Genomic DNA, 19,430 nt, shown 5'->3' with positions numbered 1-19,430 from the left:
GATGAAAGGCCTCGGTCATCACCGGGCGGCCGGGACGGATGGGGGCCGCGCTCTAGCATGGGTCCGTCATCGACCTTTCCTGTCAGGAGTTCCGTCGTGAAGATCGCTGTTGCTGGCACTGGTTATGTCGGTCTGTCCAACGCGGTGCTGCTCGCGCAGAACCACGAGGTGTGGGCGCTCGACATCGACCCGGTACGGGTCGACCTCGTCAACAAGGGACTCTCCCCGATCGCCGACGACGAGCTCGAGGAGTACCTCCGGGACAAGCCGCTGAACCTGACCGCGACCCTCGACAAGGACGCGGCGTACGCGGGGGTGGCGGTCGTCGTGGTGGCCACCCCGACGAACTATGACGAGGTCACCAACTTCTTCGACACGTCGTCGGTGGAGGAAGTCATCGCGAGCGTCGTCGAGCGCGCACCCCGGGCGACGATAGTGGTCAAGTCGACGATCCCCGTGGGCTTCACCGAGCGGATGCGCGAGGAGCACGCGGGCGCCGCGATCATCTTCTCCCCGGAGTTCCTGCGCGAGGGGCGGGCGCTGTACGACAACCTGCACCCCTCCCGGATAGTGGTCGGCGACCGGTCCGAACGCGGCAAGCAGTTCGCCGACCTGCTGCTCGAGGGCGCCATCACCAAGGATGTCCCCGTGCTGATGACCGACCCCACAGAGGCCGAGGCGATCAAGCTGTTCGCCAACACCTACCTCGCGCTGCGGGTGGCCTACTTCAACGAGCTCGACACCTACGCGGTGACCCGCGGCCTCGACACCGCGCAGATCATCGAGGGCGTGGGCCTGGACCCCCGGATCGGGTCGCACTACAACAACCCGTCCTTCGGGTACGGCGGTTACTGCCTGCCCAAGGACACGCGCCAGCTGCTGGCCAACTACGCGGACGTGCCGCAGAACCTGATCAACGCGGTGGTCGACGCGAACACCACCCGCAAGGACTTCGTGGCCGCCGACATCCTGCGTCGCAACCCGCGGACGGTGGGTGTGTACCGGCTGGTGATGAAGTCCGGTTCGGACAACTTCCGGGCCTCCAGCATCCAGGGCATCATGAAGCGCATCAAGGCCAAGGGCGTCGAGGTCATCGTGTACGAGCCCACCCTGGAGGAAGACCAGTTCTTCAACTCCGAGGTGGTGCGCGACCTCGACGAGCTCAAGTCCCGGGCCGACGTCATCATCGCGAACCGCCGGACCGAGGCGCTCGACGACGTCGCCGACAAGGTCTACACGCGCGACATCTACGGGCGGGACTGAACCGTGAAGATACTGGTCACCGGCGGCGCCGGCTTCATCGGCGCCAACTTCGTCCACCAGACGGTGCGGGAGCGCCCGGACGCCCAGGTCACCGTGCTCGACGCCCTGACCTACGCGGGCGACCAGACCTCGCTCGACGGCGTCGCCGGCCGGGTCGAGCTGGTCGAGGGCTCGATCACCGACGCGCCGCTCGTCGACCGGCTGGTAGGGGAGTCGGACCTGGTCGTGCACTTCGCGGCGGAGTCGCACAACGACAACTCGCTGGACGACCCCTCGCCGTTCGTCCAGACCAACCTCGTGGGCACGTTCACGCTGCTGGAGGCGGTGCGCAAGCATGCGGTGCGGTTCCACCACATCTCTACCGACGAGGTGTACGGGGACCTGCCGCTGGACACCCCCGACCGGTTCACGCCGGAGACGCCCTACAACCCCTCGTCGCCGTACTCGGCGACCAAGGCGGGGTCCGACCTGCTGGTCCGGGCGTGGGTGCGGTCCTTCGGGGTGCAGGCCACGATCTCGAACTGCTCCAACAACTACGGCCCGTACCAGCACATCGAGAAGTTCATCCCGCGTCAGGTCACCAACCTGATCGACGGCGTACGCCCCCGCCTGTACGGCGCGGGCCTGAACGTGCGCGACTGGATCCACGTCGAGGACCACAACTCGGCCGTGTGGACCATCATCGAGAAGGGCCAGGTCGGCGAGACGTACCTGATCGGGGCGGACGGCGAGACCAGCAACCTCGACGTCGTCCGGACGCTGCTGGAGATCTTCGGGCGCGACGCCGACGACTTCGACCACGTGACCGACCGGCCGGGGCACGACCTGCGGTACGCGATCGACGCGAGCCGGCTGCGGACGGAGCTGGGGTGGTCGCCCCGCTACACGGACTTCCGGCAAGGGCTGGAGGCGACCGTGGCCTGGTACCGCGAGAACGAGGCGTGGTGGAGAGGTGCGAAGGCTGCGACCGAGGCGAAGTACGCGTCGACCGGTCAGTAGCCGGGTGCGACAGTCCGCGGTGGCCGGCTCATCGGCCGTCCTGGACCACGCACGTGCCGCCGACTACCTCGGCTAGGGCCCGGCAGATCTGTGCACCGGTCTCGCCGTGCTCGCCCCACGGCGCCAGCGCCTCGATCCATACGGGCTGGGCCGTCGCCGGATCTGCCGCGGCGCGGCGGGCGGCCTCCCGGACCGCCGGGGAGACGTCGGCGCCGGGCAGGATCCGGTCGATCTCGTCCGGGGCGCGCAGGTTCATGGGTTGCTGGAGCGTGAGAACGACGTCCTTGTCGTCGCGCAGGAACTGGATCGACGCGCCCGGGTTCAGTCGCCGCAGTCCGAGCTCGGGGTCGACGCCGTACGCCGACTCGACCAGCTCGCGGTCGGTGACAGGGCGCGGAGCGAGGATCGTGATCTCACGGGGCAAGGTGGCCTCCGGTCTGTGGCGTGGATGCGGACGTCCGATCATCCTCACTGGTCAGTGCCTCCCGGACCCGACCGGGGCCGATCCACTCGACGACCTCCGTGAGGCGGGTCCAGCCGACGCGATCGCCCGTGCCGAGCGGTAGCAGGACACCGGGTAGCCGACGCCGTCCCACCTGCGTCCCGCCGAACTGTTGTGCGGCGGCGTCCAGGTCGAGGCCCAGCGAGCGGACGCCGGGTGGCCCGACGAGCATCGTCAGCGGCACGGCCGGCGCCTCGACGATCGGCGGCACGTTGAGGTCGGCTCGGCCGACGCGGGTCAGCGCGAGCCCGAACAGCGCCATGACCTTCTGGGCCACCAGGGTGAACGCCGCTGGGATGCCGTCGAGGACAGAGCGTGCGGCGTCGGACCTGGGGTCGCCGGCCCCCAGCGTGAGCTGGGTGGTCTCCTCGAGGCCGTCCGCGGTACGGCGCACAGTGACGGTCCCGACGGCGTGTGGGGCCACGACGACGAGGTGGGTGTCGTCCGGCGCCCGCCCGCGGGCATAGCGGGTCAGCTCGGCCCGGTCCCACGGTGCGAGGGCCGGCTCCGCGGTGCCCCAGGACGACGGCCCGGACCCGGTCAGCGCGTCGAGCAGCAGCTCGGCAGTCAGACCGAGGACCGTGGTGCGGCGGGCGTTGTGGCGGACAGACATCGAGATGATGACCTGCTGGGTCGTCGGCGCGTCCACGAGGCGGCGGACGTCATCGATCGCCCAGGCCGGCAGGGTGTCGTCGTCGGGCACCTGGCGCAGGAAGATCGGCGAGGTGTTGTCGGCCTCCACACGGCCGGCTCCGTTCAGCGCGTCGGCCATGTCGGCTACGCGCCTGCCGGTGACGGCGTCCCGCTTGGGGCCGTGACCGTCACCTTCGCGGACCACCCAGACGCCGCCGCTGCTCAGCAGGGCGTCGTGCATGGGTGGGGTGAGGACCGACCGTTCGTCGGTGACCAGGAGGTAGCGCCGGTCGTTCTCCGCCGCGCGGCGGATCAGGTCGGAGCGTGCCGCGGACAGTCCGACGACCCGGGCACGGGACTCGTCGTGCAGGGCAAGGTCCGAGTGGAAATCGAGAGCCGGGGGCAGAACCATCGTCGGCATTTTGCCATGGTTTGTCTTGGGCTCTTCACGCGTCGTGCCCGGATGTGCTCGCGCGCGGGGTCTTCGTGGACGCCGGGGCAAATGTCTGGTTGGCTCCGTTCGAGCGGCTCACTCGTACGGGCCGGCACCGGCGAGGGGGATGGCCATGAGGCCCAAGGGGTTCGGCACGCTTGCGGGGTCAGTTCACACGTGACGGCGGCGATTGATCCAGCGGGGATCCCAGGGGCGCCGGGGGCGCAGAAACTTGATCCGCACGCGGTGGACGATGCGGCGGACGACCTTCGTGCGGATGCGGCCAGGATCCGGGACGAGGGGGCCGAGGTGCCGCGCGCGTGGCAGGGGCTGGCGGCGCACTACGAGGCGCCGGAGGCGGGCCAGCTGCTGGCGGTGATGGACCCGGTCGGGCGCACGACTGACAACTTCGCGGAGGATCTGGAGCGGGTCGCCGCGGCGCTGGCCTCGTTCGCGATGGACCTGCGCGAGGTGAAGGCGCGGTTCGATCAGGTGCGGTTCGACGCCGTGGCTTTCCGCAACAAGATCGCGGGGAACCTGGAGTGGGAGTTCGACCAGGAGCTGATCCATGAGAACAACCGGCTGCTGAGCGCCGCGAACTCGGCCGCGGTGGACCTGCAGGACGCGGAGCGGCGGTGCGCGAACCAGATCCGGGCGATCGATCAGATGACGCCGCTCCATGTGTCGACCGGCGCGGCCGACGATCCGCTGGCGTACGGGGTCTCGCACATCTCCCTGGACACCCCGATGCCCTGGGGCGAATCGGTGGCCCGGCAGGATCATTGCCCGAAGGCCGCGGCCGTGCAGGTCAAGCGGGCGGTCTGGGACGGGTTCGGCGACGACGTGCTGCTCGCGAGCGTGGAGGGGTTCGGGGCCTTCTTCGGTTTCGACTCGGAGTCGGGCGAGCGGTCGTTGGAGACGGCCGAGGCGGCGTGGACCGGGTTGGGTCTCCTGGTCGGTCATGATGCCCAGTCCGGCGAACAGTCCTGGGACATCTTTGGCACCACCTGGACGGAGATGGGGAAGGGGCTGATCGCGTGGGACATGTGGGAAGAGGATCCCGCGCGTGCGGTGGGCACGTCGGTCGGCAACATCGCACTGCTGTTCGCCACGGCCGGCGTGGGGGTCGCAGCCAAGGTCGGGACCGCGGGCAAGCTCGGCGGGGTGCTGAAGACGGCGCAGGCGGTGAATGTCGTGAACAGGGTGTTGGACCCGCTGGAGTGGGCAACGGCCGGGGTTCGGGCGACCGCTGGACTACGTGGGGTGATGGGTGGTCTGGGGCGGTCGGTCGAGGTCGATCTGCCGGAGCTGGACGTCTCCCCGGATCTGCCTGTTGCTGGCCGTCCCGAGGGCGGGGGCGATGACAACCCGCTGCCGGGCCGTGGTGCTGAGCCGCCTGCGCAGAATCCGGGGTTCAAGGCGGACAACTCCGTGCTGCGCGATGCGGTTCCCGCTCCCGTCGTGCGGGAGCCAGTCATGGCTGAGGCGTCGTTGAGCGCGGGCGGGCGGCACGCGGACGAGCTTGTGCCCGCGGGAGTCGGCGCGCAGGCGGATACGGTGCTGGAACGGGGCGGACAACCGGACACCGGGCGGGGGCACGGTGACACGGGTGGTGGTGCCGGGCACGGCGGCGGTGAGCATGCCGGTGGTCGTGGCGATGGCGGTTCCGGCGGTGGATACGGCGGTGATGGCGGCCCTGGCGGGGGTGGCGGGCACGGTGACGCCGGCCCAGGTAGCGGTGCCGGGCATGGTACCGAGGGGCCGCCCGAAGGCGACCGATTCGGCGACGGCATCCGGGACTCGGACGGAGGGGAGCAAGACCCGAGCACAGTCGATACCCTGGACACCGCTGGCCAACCCGTTGACGCAGATGCGGAACGCGAAGTCGTCGACGTGGCCGACCAGGACCTCGACGTTGGCGGCGATGCCCAGCCTTCGAGACCCGACGCACCCGACGCTGGCGACATCGTTGAGCGCTACTCCGCTCCGGATGTCGCTCAGCATCTGTCGGGTGAGGCGCCGTCTCCACGCAAGCCTTTCGCGGCGCTTGACAACCTGGAACCGAACACGGCATATGAGGTCCCTAACCGCGGCACCTTCTACACCGACGACGCTGGCAAGGTTGTGCACGTCGAGGCCCAGTATGGAAGCAAGGGAAAACTGAACTGGGACCTGATGCATCCTCAGCCGGACGTCACGTACGTCGTTAACGACCACGTGTTCGTCACTGACCACGCTGGCCGTACGATCGAAGCGTATACAGACGATCTTCAGTTCGGTGATGCAGATCGTTCTAAGAGCATCCAGAGCAGGATCGGGAATATCGGCGGTGATGAGTACGACGGCGGCCACCTGCTCGCGAACATGTTCGCGGGTGGCCCGGAAGACATCAACCTCGTCCCGATGCTCTCCGATCTCAACCAAGGTAACAGTACAGGCGATACGTTCTACGCAGTCGAACAAGAGTTGCGCTCAAAGTTGCGGCCACCGGCAGATTCCGGTCCCGACTGGGAGCCGCCGAGGATCACATTCAAAGTGGTTCCCGATTACGAGGGAGAAAGTCGCGTACCGATTGCTATCTCAGTCGAGTACACAGTTGACGGCGTTACGAGGAGAAAGAGGTTCATCAATGAATGAGCTAGTTCCGCCAATGATCCGTGAGGGCGAATTGGTCCAAGAAGCTGCCCGCGAGATCGCGCGCCACGTATCCGATTCTGGAGACTGGCTCACCATCATCTTCGTGATCCGAAACCTCTCGCGATACGCAGAGGAAGAGCTCACGATTGACCGGCCGGCCGGCGCGGACAAGTCCCTTGCGGCGCCGCGCATGACGTGGAAGAAACTCGTGGAGCTCCGCGACGTCATGTACCGCGATGGTTCTGGCGCCTGGTTCTCAATGAAGTTGACGATCATGAAGAAAGACGGGCGTGTCAGGATGCACGCCGACTATAATTACGACGAAATCCCCCAGTGGGACACCACGCCGGCTTCTGGTCTATACACCACCGACCTGATCAAGTACCCGCGTGACCAGGACAAGATGCCCGACTGGCTGGTTGAACGGGTCGCTCTAGCTCGGACTGAGTACCCGGAAGAGTACGAGAAGTATGAGCAAGCCCGACGGCGCCGTCGCGAATCGCCGCCTACTGCTGCGCACGAGACCGATACATGATCTCAGTGGTAGCGGTCGGCGGTCCGGGCTTGCGTTCGTGAGGGCTGGCCTGGCCGCCTCGAAGATGGCCGAGCAGGTTGGCATGCATTCACGACTGACGACCAGGGGCGCGTCGTGGAGGTGCAGACAGGCAACCTGGCATTCGGCGAGGCGACACGGTCTGGGAGCATCCAGGGGCGGATCGGGAAGTTCGGTGGCGAGGGTTTCGAGGGCGGGCATCTGTTTGCCAAGTGGTTCGGCGGCGGGCCCGAGAGCCTTAACCTCGTCCCGATGCACTGGGAACTCAATCGCGGATCTGGAGATACGTGGGGTAACCTCGAACGGCATTGGGCAGCCGAACTCAGGAAGACACCGCCGAGCGACATTGCCGACGTCACACTGAAGCCCCACTATTCAGGGGACAAGAAGGTTCCCGATGAGTTAACGGCAGGTTGGATGGAGAACGGTGTACCGATGAAACTGAGGTTCGTGAAGAATGACTGAAGCAGCGTCGATCCCAGCACCGATCCGTCAGTCTCAGCTGATACGTCAACTTGCTCAAGCTGCCGTGCGCGCGGCCCCGTCGGGGTGGGACACAGTCCGCTATATCTCGCGGATGACAAGCGACGTGAGCGCGTTCGAGACGCACGTGGTCGTCGGCGGTTCCGCTTCTCAAGTGTTCTCAGACGACGAGGCGGACGATCTTGCCTACGAACTGCGTGCGGTCATGTACCGGCCGGACGCGGGCACGTGGTTCACGTTCACGTTGGACATCACTTCAGATGGTCAGGCGCACTCATCGTTCGACTACGACGGAGAACCTGACATCCCCGAGTTGGCGCCCACCGTGTACCTCACGGAGCAGCGGAAGTTTCCACGCAATGTGGAGAACCAGCCCGACTGGTACAAGGAACGACTGGCAGAGGCCGCGCGCCTCGTCGCCGAGCAGCCATGATCAAGCCCCAGTACTGGCGGCGACAAGCCGCAAAACGCGCTCGACGCCGCTGGCGCTGAGGTGCGTGTCCGGGAGCGGCTCGGCACCAACCCCAGTCGGATGTATCGAGAGTGGGAGAAGATCGCCCGGATGTAGGTCGGCAGCGTTAGTTCCCGCCGGATCCGACGCAGTCACCCGTTCCCGGTTCGCGGCTTCCGACGGCGCTCACCGTTCAGGCCGCGCCACTCGATGATCTCCTGCGTGCGCTCGGGCGGCTTGGTCGGAGCGGATTCGCCGTGGATCCGGCCGTGGATCTCCTCGATCGTGCGCCGTCGGGCGAGCTCGATGTGGCCGTTGATGGCCTGGATGGTGATGTCGCCGAGGAGGCTGATCTCGTCGTTGGGCGCGGCCGTGCGGGCGATGTCGGCGGCGAATCGGGCAAGGTGCTGGTCTACTTCTTTCAGGGCCCGGGTGACGACGAGGTAGGCGAGGTCCACGATGCCGGTGGTCGTGGCGTGGTCATGGCGTATGCCCTCGGCCGGCCAGTTCCATCCCTTCGGGCGTAGGTGGCTGAACGGCTCGCCGCATACGAGGCGCAGGGCGGCATCCGCTACTGGTTTCGCTCCGTGGCCGGGGCATGTGGTGCCGGTGGACTGGTTGCGTCAGCGCCGCTGGCCGGGCCGATCGCCGTTTTCCAAGGCAAGAACTATGCGGCCGATGTGCTGCTGGACGGCGAGGTCGCTCTGTGCGCGAGCGAACCTGCCGACGGGTTCGAGGCCACGACACTGGGACGCTATCGCCGGCTCGTCCAGATGGCCGACCTGGACGAGCTGTTCGAGATGGTGGTCCGGGGAACGGTGCAGGGCCTGCCGGTGCGTGCGGTCGACGTCGTCCCGACGAAGCAGGGGCGGGGGCTATGGGTTTCGTACACGGATCAGGTCGCATTTCTTGCCGAAGCGCTCGGCCTGACCAAGATCGACGCGGGGCTCTACGAGACGGCCGTCGCGCCGGATGCACTGGCTGATCAGGAGACCCTCCAGGAGACTCCCGCTTCGTGGGCGGCGGCGGTCCGCAGCGGTCGGTGACCTCGACAAGCTGGGCCAGCGGTTGCTCAGCGCAGGGTGGCCACGTAGTCCCGGACGGCGGCGAACGTCGGCAGCAGGCCCTGTTCCGCCGCCTCCGCCAGCGTGGGTGCGGCTTCGTCCTTCTCCGACAGAAGCGGGGCGAGCGGGCTGCCGTCGCGGGCCGTCCTGGGCCACTGGATGTTCAGGGCCGGGTCCAGGGGGTGGATGCCGTGCTCGCGGCCCGGCTCGTAGCCGGTCGAGCACAGGTACAGGACCGTGGAGCCGTCCTCCAGGGACATGAAGGCGTGGCCCAGGCCTTCCGACAGGTAGACGGCGCGGCGGTCGACGTCGTTCAGCAGGACCGCGTCCCAGGTGCCGAAGGTGGGGGAGCCGACGCGGATGTCCACCACGACGTCCAGCACCGCACCCTTGGCGCACATGACGTACTTGGCCTGGCTGGGCGGCACGTCAGCGAAGTGGATCCCGCGGAGGACGCCGGCGGCCGACACGGAGGTGTTGACCTGCTGCAGGTCGAACGAGTGCCCGACGGCGTCGGCGAACGGGCCCGCCTTGAATGCTTCGAGGAAGACGCCACGCGGATCGCCGAACTGCTTGGGGGTGATCTCGAACGCGCCAGGCACGGTCAGCTCGCGGTACTTCATGGGGCTCCTCGCTGGGATGGATTGTGGCTCTAGGATCCTAGGGTGGCTCAGGATCCCGAAGTGACCAGGACGCAGGGCGCGGCGCAGCGGTGGCTGGTCGTGGGCGCCGCCGGAATGCTCGGCCAGGACGTCGTGGAGGCGGCGGCGGGTGCCGGCCACCAGGTGACCGGGGTCGGCAGGGACGGCCTGGACGTCACCGACGCCGCGTCGGCGCGGGCCGTGGTCGAGGGCTACGACGTCGTCGTCAACTGCGCCGCCTGGACGGCCGTGGACGACGCCGAGACGCACGAGGCCCAGGCCTTCGCGGTCAACGCGACGGGCGCCGCCAACCTCGCCCGGGCCGCGGCGGCGGCAGGTGCCCGCCTGGTCCACGTGTCGACGGACTACGTGTTCGACGGCGACGGGACGGAGCCCTACCTGGAGGCCGCGCCGGTGTCGCCGCGCTCTGCGTACGGACGTACCAAGGCCGCCGGCGAGTGGGCGGTCCGCGCGGAGTCGGCCGACGCCGTCGTCGTCCGGACCGCCTGGCTGTACGGGGCCGGCGGACGCTGCTTCCCGAAGACCATCGCGCGTGCCACCGGTGAACGGGACCGGCTCAGCGTCGTGGACGACCAGACGGGACAGCCCACGTGGACCGCCGATCTCGCGGACCTGATCGTGCGGCTCATGGCTGCCCGGGTCCCGGGCGGGATCTACCACGGCACGTCGTCGGGGCAGGTGACCTGGTGCGGCTTCGCGCGCCAGGTGGTGGCGGCGTCCGGCCACCCCACCCCCGTTGACGCCACGACGAGCGCCGCCTACCAGTTGCCCGCACCACGGCCCGCGTACTCGGTGCTCGGCCACGACCAGCTCCACGAGGTCGGCGTCGAACCGATCGGCGACTGGGCCGAACGCTGGAACGCGGCTGCGCCTACGGTCCTGAGGTTGGACCGGCCTTGACTTTGTGCTAGATCGCCGCACACAACCATTTCGAGCCAAAGTTTCCTGCCTCGTTTATTCTGCTGCAATGAGCTCGAGACAGCGAGAGGCTGCGATACCGTCGCACGATCAGATTGTCGCGCAGAGTGTAAAATTGTTCTACGAGAAATTCGCTGAAGAATACGCTTCGTCGATTCCGGACCGCGCCACGGGTGGGATGAAGGAATGGCTCGATCGGCTTATCGACGGGCTTTCGGGATCCGTGCCAATATTCGAGATCGGATCTGGCACAGGCCGTGACGCTGCCTACTTCGAGTCGCTGGGTTACGCGGTCCAGCGGACCGAGATCGCAAACTCCTTCATCAGGCGGTTCGAAGAGCAAGGCATCGACGTGTTGAAGTTTGATGTTCTCAATGACAGCTTCCCGGGGCGACAGCACATCGTGTTGGCTAATTCTGTGTTCTGTCACATGACCGACTGGCAGTTGCGCAGCGCGCTCAAGAACGTATACGACGCCCTTGTCCCTGGCGGACGCCTCGGTTTCAACACCAAGTCCGCGGCGGTGCATTGGAGTGCAAACCTCCAGAACGAGCGACTGCCCGGGTCTCGCTATTTCTCCCATTGGCCGCCGAACGAGCTGCGTGCTGAGGTGGAGCGCGTCGGCTTCGAAGTGCTCTGGTGGTCCGAGTCGCCCGCGATCCTCCGGCCAACCCCGTGGGTCAATCTGGTGCTTCGGAAGCGTCTGGTATGACCGACATTCGTCGAGACGATTTCGTCAGGATCGGCCAGATGTCGTGGACACGGCCTGACCGGTGTCGTAGTGTTAAGCCTGCTAGGGGCAGGAGCTCCGAGAAGTGAGCCCGGCAGCCATCCGGACGGTTGGTGAGCCGGGCTTCGCGCTGTCTACGGAAGCTCGACGGTTCGGACGATCAGGTCCGATACCTCGTCCAGCCAGGGGCGGCCCTTCTGGATGCACCACGCGACCGCATCCGGCACCCAGAGCATTGGATCGTTGTGTCTGTTGAGGTGCTGGTACTCGGTGTCGCGGCGATTACCCGGTCCGAGTTCTTCGTAGAGCCAGCGCTCGTCATGGACCTGCAGAGAGTCGTCGCGTTCCAGGACGATTCGCCTAGGCTGCGCGGTGACGGCGTCGTGCGCCAGAGCGCGGATGCACAGCTCTCGGGAGTCATGGGAACCGAGCTTTCCGATGACGCGGTAGACGGTGACCTCAATCGGCAGATCAGCGATGATCTTGAGGACCGCGCGGCGAGATGAGTTGCTCTCCTTCGTGAAGTGCAGGCTGCGCTGTCCTGCACGTAGCTGCTGACGCAGGTCCTTGCGGGCGTTGCCCAATGCGCTGCCAGACACGGCGGCGACCACGACGATGAATCGACCCGACTTGGTCTCGTCCACGAACCAATGAGCCGAACTCGTGGCGGGTCGAGGCTCGGCTCTGTCGCGCGACACTCGGTGTCTGGGCATGCTGGCGCTCACACAATCTCCTCCGTAGGTGTGGCGAGGCTACGCGGAGACGGCTTTGCGACCGCAAGGGTGACACGCCGTGGTGACCGGTATGAGTGGGTCGTTTGCCGAGGTCGGTCTCGACAAGTTCGACTGGCGGATACCCCGTCTGTCCGGTCTACTCGTCCAGCAGGCTCAGCAGGTAGGTGCCGTAGCCGGACTTCGTGAGCTTCTCCGCGCGGGCGCGCAGCTCGTCGTCGGACAGGAAGCCGCGTCGCCAGGCGACCTCCTCCGGGGAGCCGATCTTGAGACCCTGCCGGCGTTCGATGGTGCGGACGTAGTCGGAGGCCTCCAGCAGCGAGTCGAACGTCCCGGTGTCGAGCCAGGCGGTGCCGCGGGGAAGCACCTCGACCTGGAGCCGGCCCTGGCGCAGGTACTCGGCGTTGACGTCGGTGATCTCGTACTCGCCGCGGGCCGACGGCTTCAGCGCTTTGGCGATGGCGACGACGTCGTTGTCGTAGAAGTACAGGCCGGGAACCGCATAGCTGGACTTGGGCCGCACGGGCTTCTCCTCCAGGGAGAGCGCCTTGCCGTGGGCGTCGAACTCGACGACGCCGTACGCGGTCGGGTCCGCGACGCGATAGGCGAAGACCGCACCGCCGTCGATGTCGGCGAAGCGGGTGAGCTGCTGGCCCAGGCCGGGGCCGTAGAAGATGTTGTCGCCGAGCACCAGCGCTACCGAGTCGTCGCCGATGAACTCGGCGCCGAGCACGAAGGCCTGTGCGAGCCCGTCTGGTGAAGGCTGCGTCGTGTAGCTGATCGAGACACCGAACTGCGAGCCGTCGCCGAGGAGCCGGTAGAACTGGTCGGCGTCGTGCGGCGTGGTGATGACCAGGACATCGCGGATCCCGGCCAGGAGCAGGGTGGACAGCGGGTAGTAGATCATCGGCTTGTCGTAGACCGGCACGAGCTGCTTGCTGATGCCCTGGGTGATCGGGTGGAGGCGAGTGCCCGAGCCGCCGGCGAGAATGATTCCGCGCATGTGCCGGATCCTCCCACGCCGGGGTTGCTGAGGGACCGACGGACGGACCGCCGACGGGGTCGGTACGGGGTGAATCGGGGGTGATCTCCTGTCGTTATTGATGCGGAGGCAGTCCCGCGGCCTGTAGTTACATGGGTATGCATGAAACGAATGGCGGCACAGGCACCATCACCCGGCCCGAGCCTCCCGACCCGGCGCCCCGCCCCGTGCGCCGCGCGCGACGTGGCAAGGGATTCGTCGCGGCACTCGTGGCCGGAGCCGTGGTGCTCCTCTGTGCCAACGGTGCCGTCGCCTACTTCGGCTACCAGATCTCGCTCGACGAGAAGGCCGGGGGCATCGAGCGCGTCCGCTGACGCGCGGGGCCTGGCGTGCGAGGGTGTCGGGGGAAAGCTGCCAGAGCTGCCGGGCAGCCCTCCCGGAGAGCTGCCCGGGTGAACCTGAGCGACCAGCGCCCACTATCGGCGACCTGGGCGGAATCCGCTTGTAGCATGAGCCGACCAATGGCGCACCCTGTACTTCTGGCACCCTCATCCAGCGCCTGGCAGGTTGCTCTTTCTGGCTTGTTGCTTTCAAGCAGACTTTCAACCAGCCTCTCAGGCAGACAGGGACATTCTTGCCGTGAAGGATCGCGCGCCGGGCATGGTGGGCACGCTTCGTCGCGCGTTGTGGCACCTCCGGCACGGGGGACCCGCCCAGCTGCGGACCTATCTCCGCAGGCAGCGGGTGCCGATGGCGGCGCAGACCGGTGGAGCACGTCGGACGAAGGACGGTCTGACGTTCGACCCGTGGCCCGCCCGCCCCACGTCCGGTACGGGAGCCACGACGTCGGTCGCGTCCGACCGCCGGGACCTGCGTGTCGGCGTCATCCTCGACGACTTCTCGCGGCTGGCGTTCGCGCCCGAGTGGAACCAGGTGGCGCTGACGCCGGCGACCTGGCGTGACGAGCTCGCCGCCGGACTGGACCTGCTGTTCGTTGAGTCGGCCTGGAACGGGAACGACGGCGCCTGGCAGTACCACCTGACCGGTACGTCGGCACCGCGCCCGGCGTTCGTCGGGCTCGTCGAGGCCTGCCGGGCCGCAGGCGTGCCGACGGTCTTCTGGAACAAGGAGGACCCTGTCCACTTCGAGGACTTCCTCGACAGCGCCCGGTTGTTCGACCGCGTCTACACGACCGACGTCGACCGCGTGCCCGCCTATGTCGAGGCGCTGGGGCACGAGCGGGTCGGCGTGCTGGAGTTCGCCGCGCAGCCGGCGATCCACAACCCCGTCCGGCTGCACGGCCGGGGCCCGGAACGCGACGTCGCGTTCGCCGGCATGTACTTCGCGCACAAGTACCCCGAGCGGCGCGAGCAGATGGACCTGCTCCTCGGCGCGGCGCTGGACGTATCGCCGAGGATGGAGCACGGCCTGGAGATCTTCAGCCGGTTCCGCGGCAAGGACGAGAAGTACCAGTTCCCCGCGCCGCTGGACGGCCGCGTCGTCGGCTCGCTGGACTACGACCGCATGCTGACCGCATACCGCGAGTACAAGGTCTTCCTCAACGTGAACTCCGTGGTCGGCTCGCCGTCGATGTGCGCGCGCCGGATCTTCGAGATCACCGCGAGCGGCACACCGGTCGTCTCCACGCCGAGTGCGGCGGTGGGGGAGTACTTCCCCGCCGACGAGGTCTTCGTGGCGGCCACCCGCGAGCACGCGGCGCACACCATCCGCGCGCTGGTGCGCTCTCCGGAGCTGCGCGACCGCGCGGTGCACAAGGGGCAGCGCCGCATCTGGCGCGAGCACACCTACGCCGCGCGGTCCCAGCGGGTGCTGCACGACGCGGGCCTCGCAGACTCGTCGGCAGTGCCACGACCCCGCGTGACGGCCCTGGTCTCGACCAACCGCCCGCACCAGCTCGACCACGTCCTGGCCACGCTCGGGGCCCAGCAGGGTGTCGACCTCCAGGTCGCCCTGCTGACGCACGGCTTCGAGGCGGACGACGCCGACCTGCGCGCGCGGGCGAAGGAAGCCGGCGTCGAGGCGCTCGAGCTCCTGTCGGCGCCGTCCGACGTGCCGCTGGGCGCCTGCCTGAACCTGCTGCTGGACGTCGCGGAGGGCGACGTCGTGGCCAAGATCGACGACGACGACGAGTACGGCCCGCAGTACCTGTCGGACCAGCTGTACGCCCTGGCCTACTCGGGCGCCGACGTGGTCGGCAAGCAGGCGCACTACATGTACCTCGAGGGGCCGGACGCGACGATCGTGCGGTTCGCGGACCGCGAGCACCGGTACACCGACCGCGTGATGGGGCCGACGATCGTCGCCGCGCGCACCGTCGCCGCCGATGTGCGCTTCCGCGAGCTGGCTCGCGGCGAGGACACGGCGTTCCTCGAGGACGTCATGACGGCCGGCGGGGTCATCTACTCCGCCGACCGGTTCAACTTCGTCCAGGTGCGGTCCGCCGTCGGCGGGCACTCCTGGGACGTGACAGATGCCGAGCTGCTCGCGAGCGGCGAGGTCAGGCACTACGGGCGTGCGGCGACGCACGCCATCTTCTGAGGCGGGAAACATGGGGATCAGTAACGTCAGTGTGATCGGGCTCGGGTACATCGGGCTCCCGACGGCGGCGATCCTGGCCGCGAACGGCGTATCGGTCACGGGCGTGGACATCAGTCCTGCGACAGTCACCGCGGTGAACCGCGGACGGGTGCCGTTCGTGGAGCCGGACCTGGCGGGATACGTCGCGGAGGCGGTGTCAGCGGGCAAGCTCCGTGCGGTGTCGGCGCCCGAGCCCGCCGACGCGTACATCGTCGCCGTGCCCACGCCGTTCATGGACGACCACAAGCCCGACCTCTCCTACATCAGGTCGGCCGCCGAGGCACTGGCGCCCACGCTGCGCGGCGGTGAGCTGGTGATCCTCGAGTCCACCTCGCCGCCGGGCACCACGCAGCGCATGGCGGACTGGATCCTCGCCGAGCGCCCCGACCTCAGCCTCGACGGCTCGGACGGCCGGCCCCGCATCTACGTCGCGCACTGCCCGGAGCGGGTGCTGCCGGGGAAGATCATGGTCGAGCTGGTCACCAACGACCGGATCGTCGGCGGGATCACGCCGGAGGCCGCGCAGCGTTCGCGCGAGCTGTACCAGGTCTTCTGCCAGGGCGAGATCCTGCTGACCGATGCAGCGACCGCCGAGGCGGCCAAGCTCGTCGAGAACTCGTTCCGCGACGTGAACATCGCCTTCGCCAACGAGCTGTCCCTCGTCGCGGACCGGCTGGGCATCGACGTCTGGGAGCTCATCAGGCTCGCGAACCACCACCCGCGCGTAAACATCCTGCAGCCCGGCCCCGGCGTGGGCGGGCACTGCATCGCCGTCGACCCCTGGTTCCTCGTGGACGCCGCGCCGCAGGAGGCCCGGCTGATCCGGACGGCCCGCGAGGTGAACGACGCGAAGCCCCGCTGGGTGCTGGACAAGGTGCTCGACGCCGTCGCCGGGGTCGAGGCCCCGGTCGTCGCCGCCTACGGGCTGGCGTTCAAGCCGAACATCGACGACCTGCGCGAGTCGCCGGCCGCCGAGATCGTGCGTGAGCTGGCGACCACGTCCCCGGACATGACGGTGCTGGCCGTCGAGCCGCACATCGACGAGCTGCCCGCCGCCCTGGCGGACCTGCCCAACGTGTGGCTCGTCGACGCCGAGGAGGCGCTCGCGCGCGCCGACGCACACGCGCTGCTCGTGGACCACACGGTGTTCCGCGCCCTGGCCGAGAGACTGGCGACCAAGCGGCTCGTGGATACGCGGGGCATGACGGTGGCCAGGCGCGCCTGACCGCCGCCGGCGGTCAGGCGGTCTCGAGGACGGCCGTGAACGTCTGCCCGCGCGCGTCGGACAGGTCGACGAGCAGCGTCGAGGCGGCCCCTTCTGTCCGTACCTGGATCCGTGGGTCGGCGCTGACGACCTGAAGGACGCGGTGGTCGAGCCCGACCCGTGCCGTGCCGTGCACGGTCTGGCTCGGGTCGCTCAGGGCCACCGACAGCGTCTTCCCGTCCCGGACGAGCACCACGGACACCCTGGTACGGGCGGTGATGCCGGCGACCGACTGCTCGCTGGAGGACCCGAAGCTGGCTCCGACCGTGTCGCCCCTGCGGACGGCCTGCAGCCCGAGCGTGTTGGAGAGCACCGTCACGGGCGGGCCCGCAGCGTAGGCGCGGACCGTCTCGCGGGAGGCGCCGGGCAGCAGGACGTACGCGTACCGGCCGCCCTGCGGCCCGTGCCCGTGGTCGATGCGGAGCGTCACGTAGTCGTGCCGGATCTCGTCGTCGAAGTCGAACGCCGTGCTCCGGTTGATGTCGGACCAGCGCCCGGTCCGCGACTCCCGCGATGCGCGGACCTGCGCATCCGACAACAGGACGTAGCCGATGTCGGACCCTCCGGCAGGGCCCGCGAGGTGCGCCCAGCCGGGGTTGTCGAACGACCGGTCCATCGGTGCGGTCCCGAGGTCGGTCCCGTCGACGACGAACGGCCGGGTAGCGCCGGCGGAGAGCTTGCGGTTCTCGACGACGGTCTCGACGGGACGGCCGCCGGGACCGGTGATCCCGGCGCCGAGCGCCACTATCTCGTCCCCGAGCAGGAACCAGGTCTTGCGTCCCGTCACGGCACCGGGGGAGTTGGCGGGAGTGCGGAACGCCATGGTGGCGAGACCGTTCGAACCGAGCGAGACACCACCGACCAGTGCGGTATCGCTGAGCGCCTCCGCCCCGCTCCCGGGCGCCGGTTCGCCGGTGGGGACCGTCGTGCCGGGCATGCGGGTCGCGTCCACGGTCGGCCAGTAGCCGTCGTCGAACTGGGCGAGGTCGTCGTCGTACAGGTAGGTCGCGCCGCTGCCCGTCCACCAGCCGTGCTGGTTCTCGCCGTTGATAGCCTCGTAGGTCGCGATCCGGGAGGACGACATGGCTATCGCGAACGTGAATCCCGGGCGCCGGTGCACCACGCGGTCCATCCCGGCGAAGACCCTTGTCCCCTCCTCCGGAGCCGCGGTGGTCACCCCGGAGCTCAGCAGGCGATGGGCGGCCGCGACCGCGGGCACGTTGTTCGTCTCGGGGAACGGTGTGAGTGTGTCCTGCTCGATCACGAGGCGGGTGATGCCCGCAAGCACGTCCCGTCGTTCCGGCCGGGCCAGCTCGCTCAGAGCGAGGAACGCGCCCATCGCGATATGGGCGGCGTTGTGCTCGGTGGCGGGCCGGCGCGAGATCTCGCGCCCGCGCACGGGGCTCATGAGCGCACCCTTGTGCAGCCACGGCGCCACGCCGTCGACGGCGAAGTCCACGAGGAAGTCGAGCTGCGCGTCATCGATCTGCCAGCGGGAACCGTGCAGCAGCTCCGCGAGCCGTACCGAGCTCCTGAGGAACGCGGTCCCGTATCCACCGGTGTACGGGTGATTCTGGTGCTGGATGAACGAGCCGTCGGGGTAGACGCCGTTGCCTGACGTCACGGTGCGGAGCGCCTGCTGCAGGCCCTCGCGAGCCGCGTCGAGCTTGGCGCCGTCGTCGAGGAGGATCGCGCGTTCGGCGACGACCTGAGAGGTCCAGACCAGGTTGGCCCCCTCCTTCGATGGCTCCGGCGTGAACGAGTCGACGGGTGCCAGGTACCGCTCGAGGCGGTCCGTGGCCAGGTCGTCACGCAGCAGCAGGCAGATCGAGGTGAGCGCGAGCGGGACGCTGATCTCCCGGTCGAACCAGGGTTCCTCCAGCGTGGTCTCGTAACCCGCGTAGCGTTCGTGCAGGAGGTCGAGCCCGTCGACGAGACGGGTCCGCAGCTCGCGGTCCCCGTACAGCGTGCTGCCTGCCGTCCCGTAGGCGAGGGCCATGGAGTTGAGGCGGCCCGACGTGTGGCGCAGCGCCACGGCGCGCGTGCGGCCGGTGCCGTCGAGGGGGAGGTCCGGCCAGACGCCTGCGCTGTCCCCGCGTGGGGACATGTCGGCGAGAGCATTCCTGGCAGCGGCGTCGACGCCTTCTACCGCCTGGGCGATCTCGGGTACCGACAGATCGACGTCACCGCCGGTGAGCTGGGCGTACCAGCGCGCCCGCAGCCGCGCGTACGGGGTAGTCGCAGTAACCTCGGCGGGTGGTGTCGGACTGCTCGTCGGGTCAGGTTCGCCCCGGCGCAGATACGTGACGCCGATGCCTGCCCCGGCCACGGCCAGACCACCCACGAGCAGTAGCTGGCGGCGGCCGATGATCGGGCGGCGGTTCGGCTGTTCGCCGTCGGTGGAGGTCATCAACGTGCGAGGGTACCCGTGCCGCGAGCGTTCGGTTCGCGGCGAGCGTCCCCGGGGGAGTTGGCTGCTTTCGCCGGTTGGACACATTTCCGTGCTGGTCAGCCGCTAGCATGGGCC

At 68.4% G+C, this 19,430-nt stretch carries 18 protein-coding genes and 1 pseudogene; 12 read left to right on the top strand and 7 right to left on the bottom strand.

The features are described from left to right. The first annotated feature begins 96 nt into the window (after positions 1-96). A complete protein-coding gene (locus tag AB0F70_RS06775) occupies positions 97-1,263 on the top strand; it encodes a nucleotide sugar dehydrogenase (protein ID WP_357445100.1) in 1,167 nt (388 codons plus the stop codon). 3 nt (positions 1,264-1,266) lie between these two features. Further along, positions 1,267-2,262, top strand: coding sequence for a dTDP-glucose 4,6-dehydratase (gene rfbB, locus AB0F70_RS06770; protein ID WP_357445097.1), 996 nt, complete (start codon positions 1,267-1,269; stop codon positions 2,260-2,262). A gap of 28 nt (positions 2,263-2,290) precedes the next feature. Here rfbB and AB0F70_RS06765 read toward each other — a convergent pair whose 3' ends face one another. Together AB0F70_RS06765 and AB0F70_RS06760 are read right to left on the bottom strand one after the other, a co-directional pair. Continuing rightward, positions 2,291-2,686: a hypothetical protein gene (locus AB0F70_RS06765; protein WP_357445093.1), complete on the bottom strand. Its 396-nt coding sequence runs from the start codon at positions 2,684-2,686 to the stop codon at positions 2,291-2,293. Continuing rightward, a complete protein-coding gene (locus tag AB0F70_RS06760; RefSeq protein ID WP_357445090.1) occupies positions 2,676-3,818 on the bottom strand; it encodes a DUF6177 family protein in 1,143 nt (380 codons plus the stop codon). Before AB0F70_RS06760 ends, AB0F70_RS06765 begins: the two co-directional genes overlap by 11 nt. Positions 3,819-4,007: 189 nt before the next feature. Here AB0F70_RS06760 and AB0F70_RS06755 point away from each other — a divergent pair, with 189 nt between their 5' ends. The 4 genes and pseudogenes from AB0F70_RS06755 to AB0F70_RS06740 all read left to right on the top strand — a co-directional run bounded on the left by AB0F70_RS06755 (position 4,008) and on the right by AB0F70_RS06740 (position 7,936). Continuing rightward, on the top strand, positions 4,008-6,467 hold the full coding sequence (locus AB0F70_RS06755; RefSeq protein ID WP_357445087.1) for a DNA/RNA non-specific endonuclease: 2,460 nt from the start codon (positions 4,008-4,010) through the stop codon (positions 6,465-6,467). Continuing rightward, entirely contained in the window at positions 6,460-7,002 is a 543-nt protein-coding gene (locus AB0F70_RS06750) for a hypothetical protein (protein WP_357445084.1), read from the top strand. The genes AB0F70_RS06755 and AB0F70_RS06750 overlap by 8 nt, the downstream gene beginning before the upstream one ends. Before the next feature lie 87 nt (positions 7,003-7,089). Then, positions 7,090-7,485: pseudogene (locus tag AB0F70_RS06745) on the top strand (DNA/RNA non-specific endonuclease); the annotation flags it as partial. Positions 7,486-7,609: 124 nt separating this feature from the next. Further along, on the top strand, positions 7,610-7,936 hold the full coding sequence (locus AB0F70_RS06740; RefSeq protein WP_357445081.1) for a hypothetical protein: 327 nt from the start codon (positions 7,610-7,612) through the stop codon (positions 7,934-7,936). A gap of 170 nt (positions 7,937-8,106) precedes the next feature. Here the strand turns inward: AB0F70_RS06740 and AB0F70_RS06735 are convergent, their stop codons facing one another. Next, positions 8,107-8,412: a hypothetical protein gene (locus tag AB0F70_RS06735; RefSeq protein ID WP_357445078.1), complete on the bottom strand. Its 306-nt coding sequence runs from the start codon at positions 8,410-8,412 to the stop codon at positions 8,107-8,109. A 69-nt stretch (positions 8,413-8,481) separates the two neighbouring features. Here AB0F70_RS06735 and AB0F70_RS06730 point away from each other — a divergent pair, with 69 nt between their 5' ends. Continuing rightward, positions 8,482-9,000, top strand: coding sequence for a hypothetical protein (locus tag AB0F70_RS06730; protein WP_357445076.1), 519 nt, complete (start codon positions 8,482-8,484; stop codon positions 8,998-9,000). 26 nt (positions 9,001-9,026) lie between these two features. On the opposite strand, the gene rfbC is transcribed toward AB0F70_RS06730, so the two are convergent. Next, the gene (rfbC, locus tag AB0F70_RS06725; RefSeq protein ID WP_357445073.1) at positions 9,027-9,641 is read right to left on the bottom strand and encodes a dTDP-4-dehydrorhamnose 3,5-epimerase; all 615 of its coding nucleotides are present in this window, start codon (positions 9,639-9,641) and stop codon (positions 9,027-9,029) included. A 60-nt stretch (positions 9,642-9,701) separates the two neighbouring features. Between rfbC and rfbD the strand changes: the two genes are divergently transcribed. Together rfbD and AB0F70_RS06715 are read left to right on the top strand one after the other, a co-directional pair. Then, the gene (gene rfbD / locus AB0F70_RS06720; RefSeq protein WP_357445070.1) at positions 9,702-10,580 is read left to right on the top strand and encodes a dTDP-4-dehydrorhamnose reductase; all 879 of its coding nucleotides are present in this window, start codon (positions 9,702-9,704) and stop codon (positions 10,578-10,580) included. A gap of 67 nt (positions 10,581-10,647) precedes the next feature. Next, positions 10,648-11,310 (top strand): class I SAM-dependent methyltransferase, encoded by a 663-nt coding sequence (locus tag AB0F70_RS06715; protein WP_357445067.1) that lies wholly within the window; start codon positions 10,648-10,650, stop codon positions 11,308-11,310. A gap of 152 nt (positions 11,311-11,462) precedes the next feature. Here AB0F70_RS06715 and AB0F70_RS06710 read toward each other — a convergent pair whose 3' ends face one another. Together AB0F70_RS06710 and rfbA are read right to left on the bottom strand one after the other, a co-directional pair. Further along, positions 11,463-11,972: a hypothetical protein gene (locus tag AB0F70_RS06710; RefSeq protein ID WP_357445064.1), complete on the bottom strand. Its 510-nt coding sequence runs from the start codon at positions 11,970-11,972 to the stop codon at positions 11,463-11,465. A gap of 226 nt (positions 11,973-12,198) precedes the next feature. Further along, a complete protein-coding gene (gene rfbA / locus AB0F70_RS06705; protein WP_357445061.1) occupies positions 12,199-13,062 on the bottom strand; it encodes a glucose-1-phosphate thymidylyltransferase RfbA in 864 nt (287 codons plus the stop codon). A gap of 137 nt (positions 13,063-13,199) precedes the next feature. Between rfbA and AB0F70_RS06700 the strand changes: the two genes are divergently transcribed. From AB0F70_RS06700 to wecC, 3 genes are all read left to right on the top strand, one after another. Continuing rightward, a complete protein-coding gene (locus AB0F70_RS06700; protein ID WP_357445058.1) occupies positions 13,200-13,415 on the top strand; it encodes a hypothetical protein in 216 nt (71 codons plus the stop codon). 376 nt (positions 13,416-13,791) lie between these two features. Beyond that, positions 13,792-15,600, top strand: a complete 1,809-nt coding sequence (locus AB0F70_RS06695; RefSeq protein ID WP_357445372.1) for a glycosyltransferase — start codon at positions 13,792-13,794, stop codon at positions 15,598-15,600. Between the two features lie 10 nt (positions 15,601-15,610). Next, positions 15,611-16,864, top strand: coding sequence for a UDP-N-acetyl-D-mannosamine dehydrogenase (wecC, locus tag AB0F70_RS06690; protein WP_357445055.1), 1,254 nt, complete (start codon positions 15,611-15,613; stop codon positions 16,862-16,864). 13 nt (positions 16,865-16,877) lie between these two features. Here the strand turns inward: wecC and AB0F70_RS06685 are convergent, their stop codons facing one another. Further along, positions 16,878-19,313 carry a polysaccharide lyase 8 family protein gene (locus AB0F70_RS06685; protein WP_357445052.1) on the bottom strand — a complete coding sequence of 812 codons (2,436 nt, stop codon included), beginning with the start codon at positions 19,311-19,313 and terminating at the stop codon, positions 16,878-16,880. Positions 19,314-19,430: the final 117 nt, after the last annotated feature.

The organism is Promicromonospora sp. NPDC023805, assembly GCF_040639635.1.
Lineage (GTDB): Bacteria > Actinomycetota > Actinomycetes > Actinomycetales > Cellulomonadaceae > Promicromonospora.
This window is presented reverse-complemented; position numbering and strand designations above follow the sequence as displayed.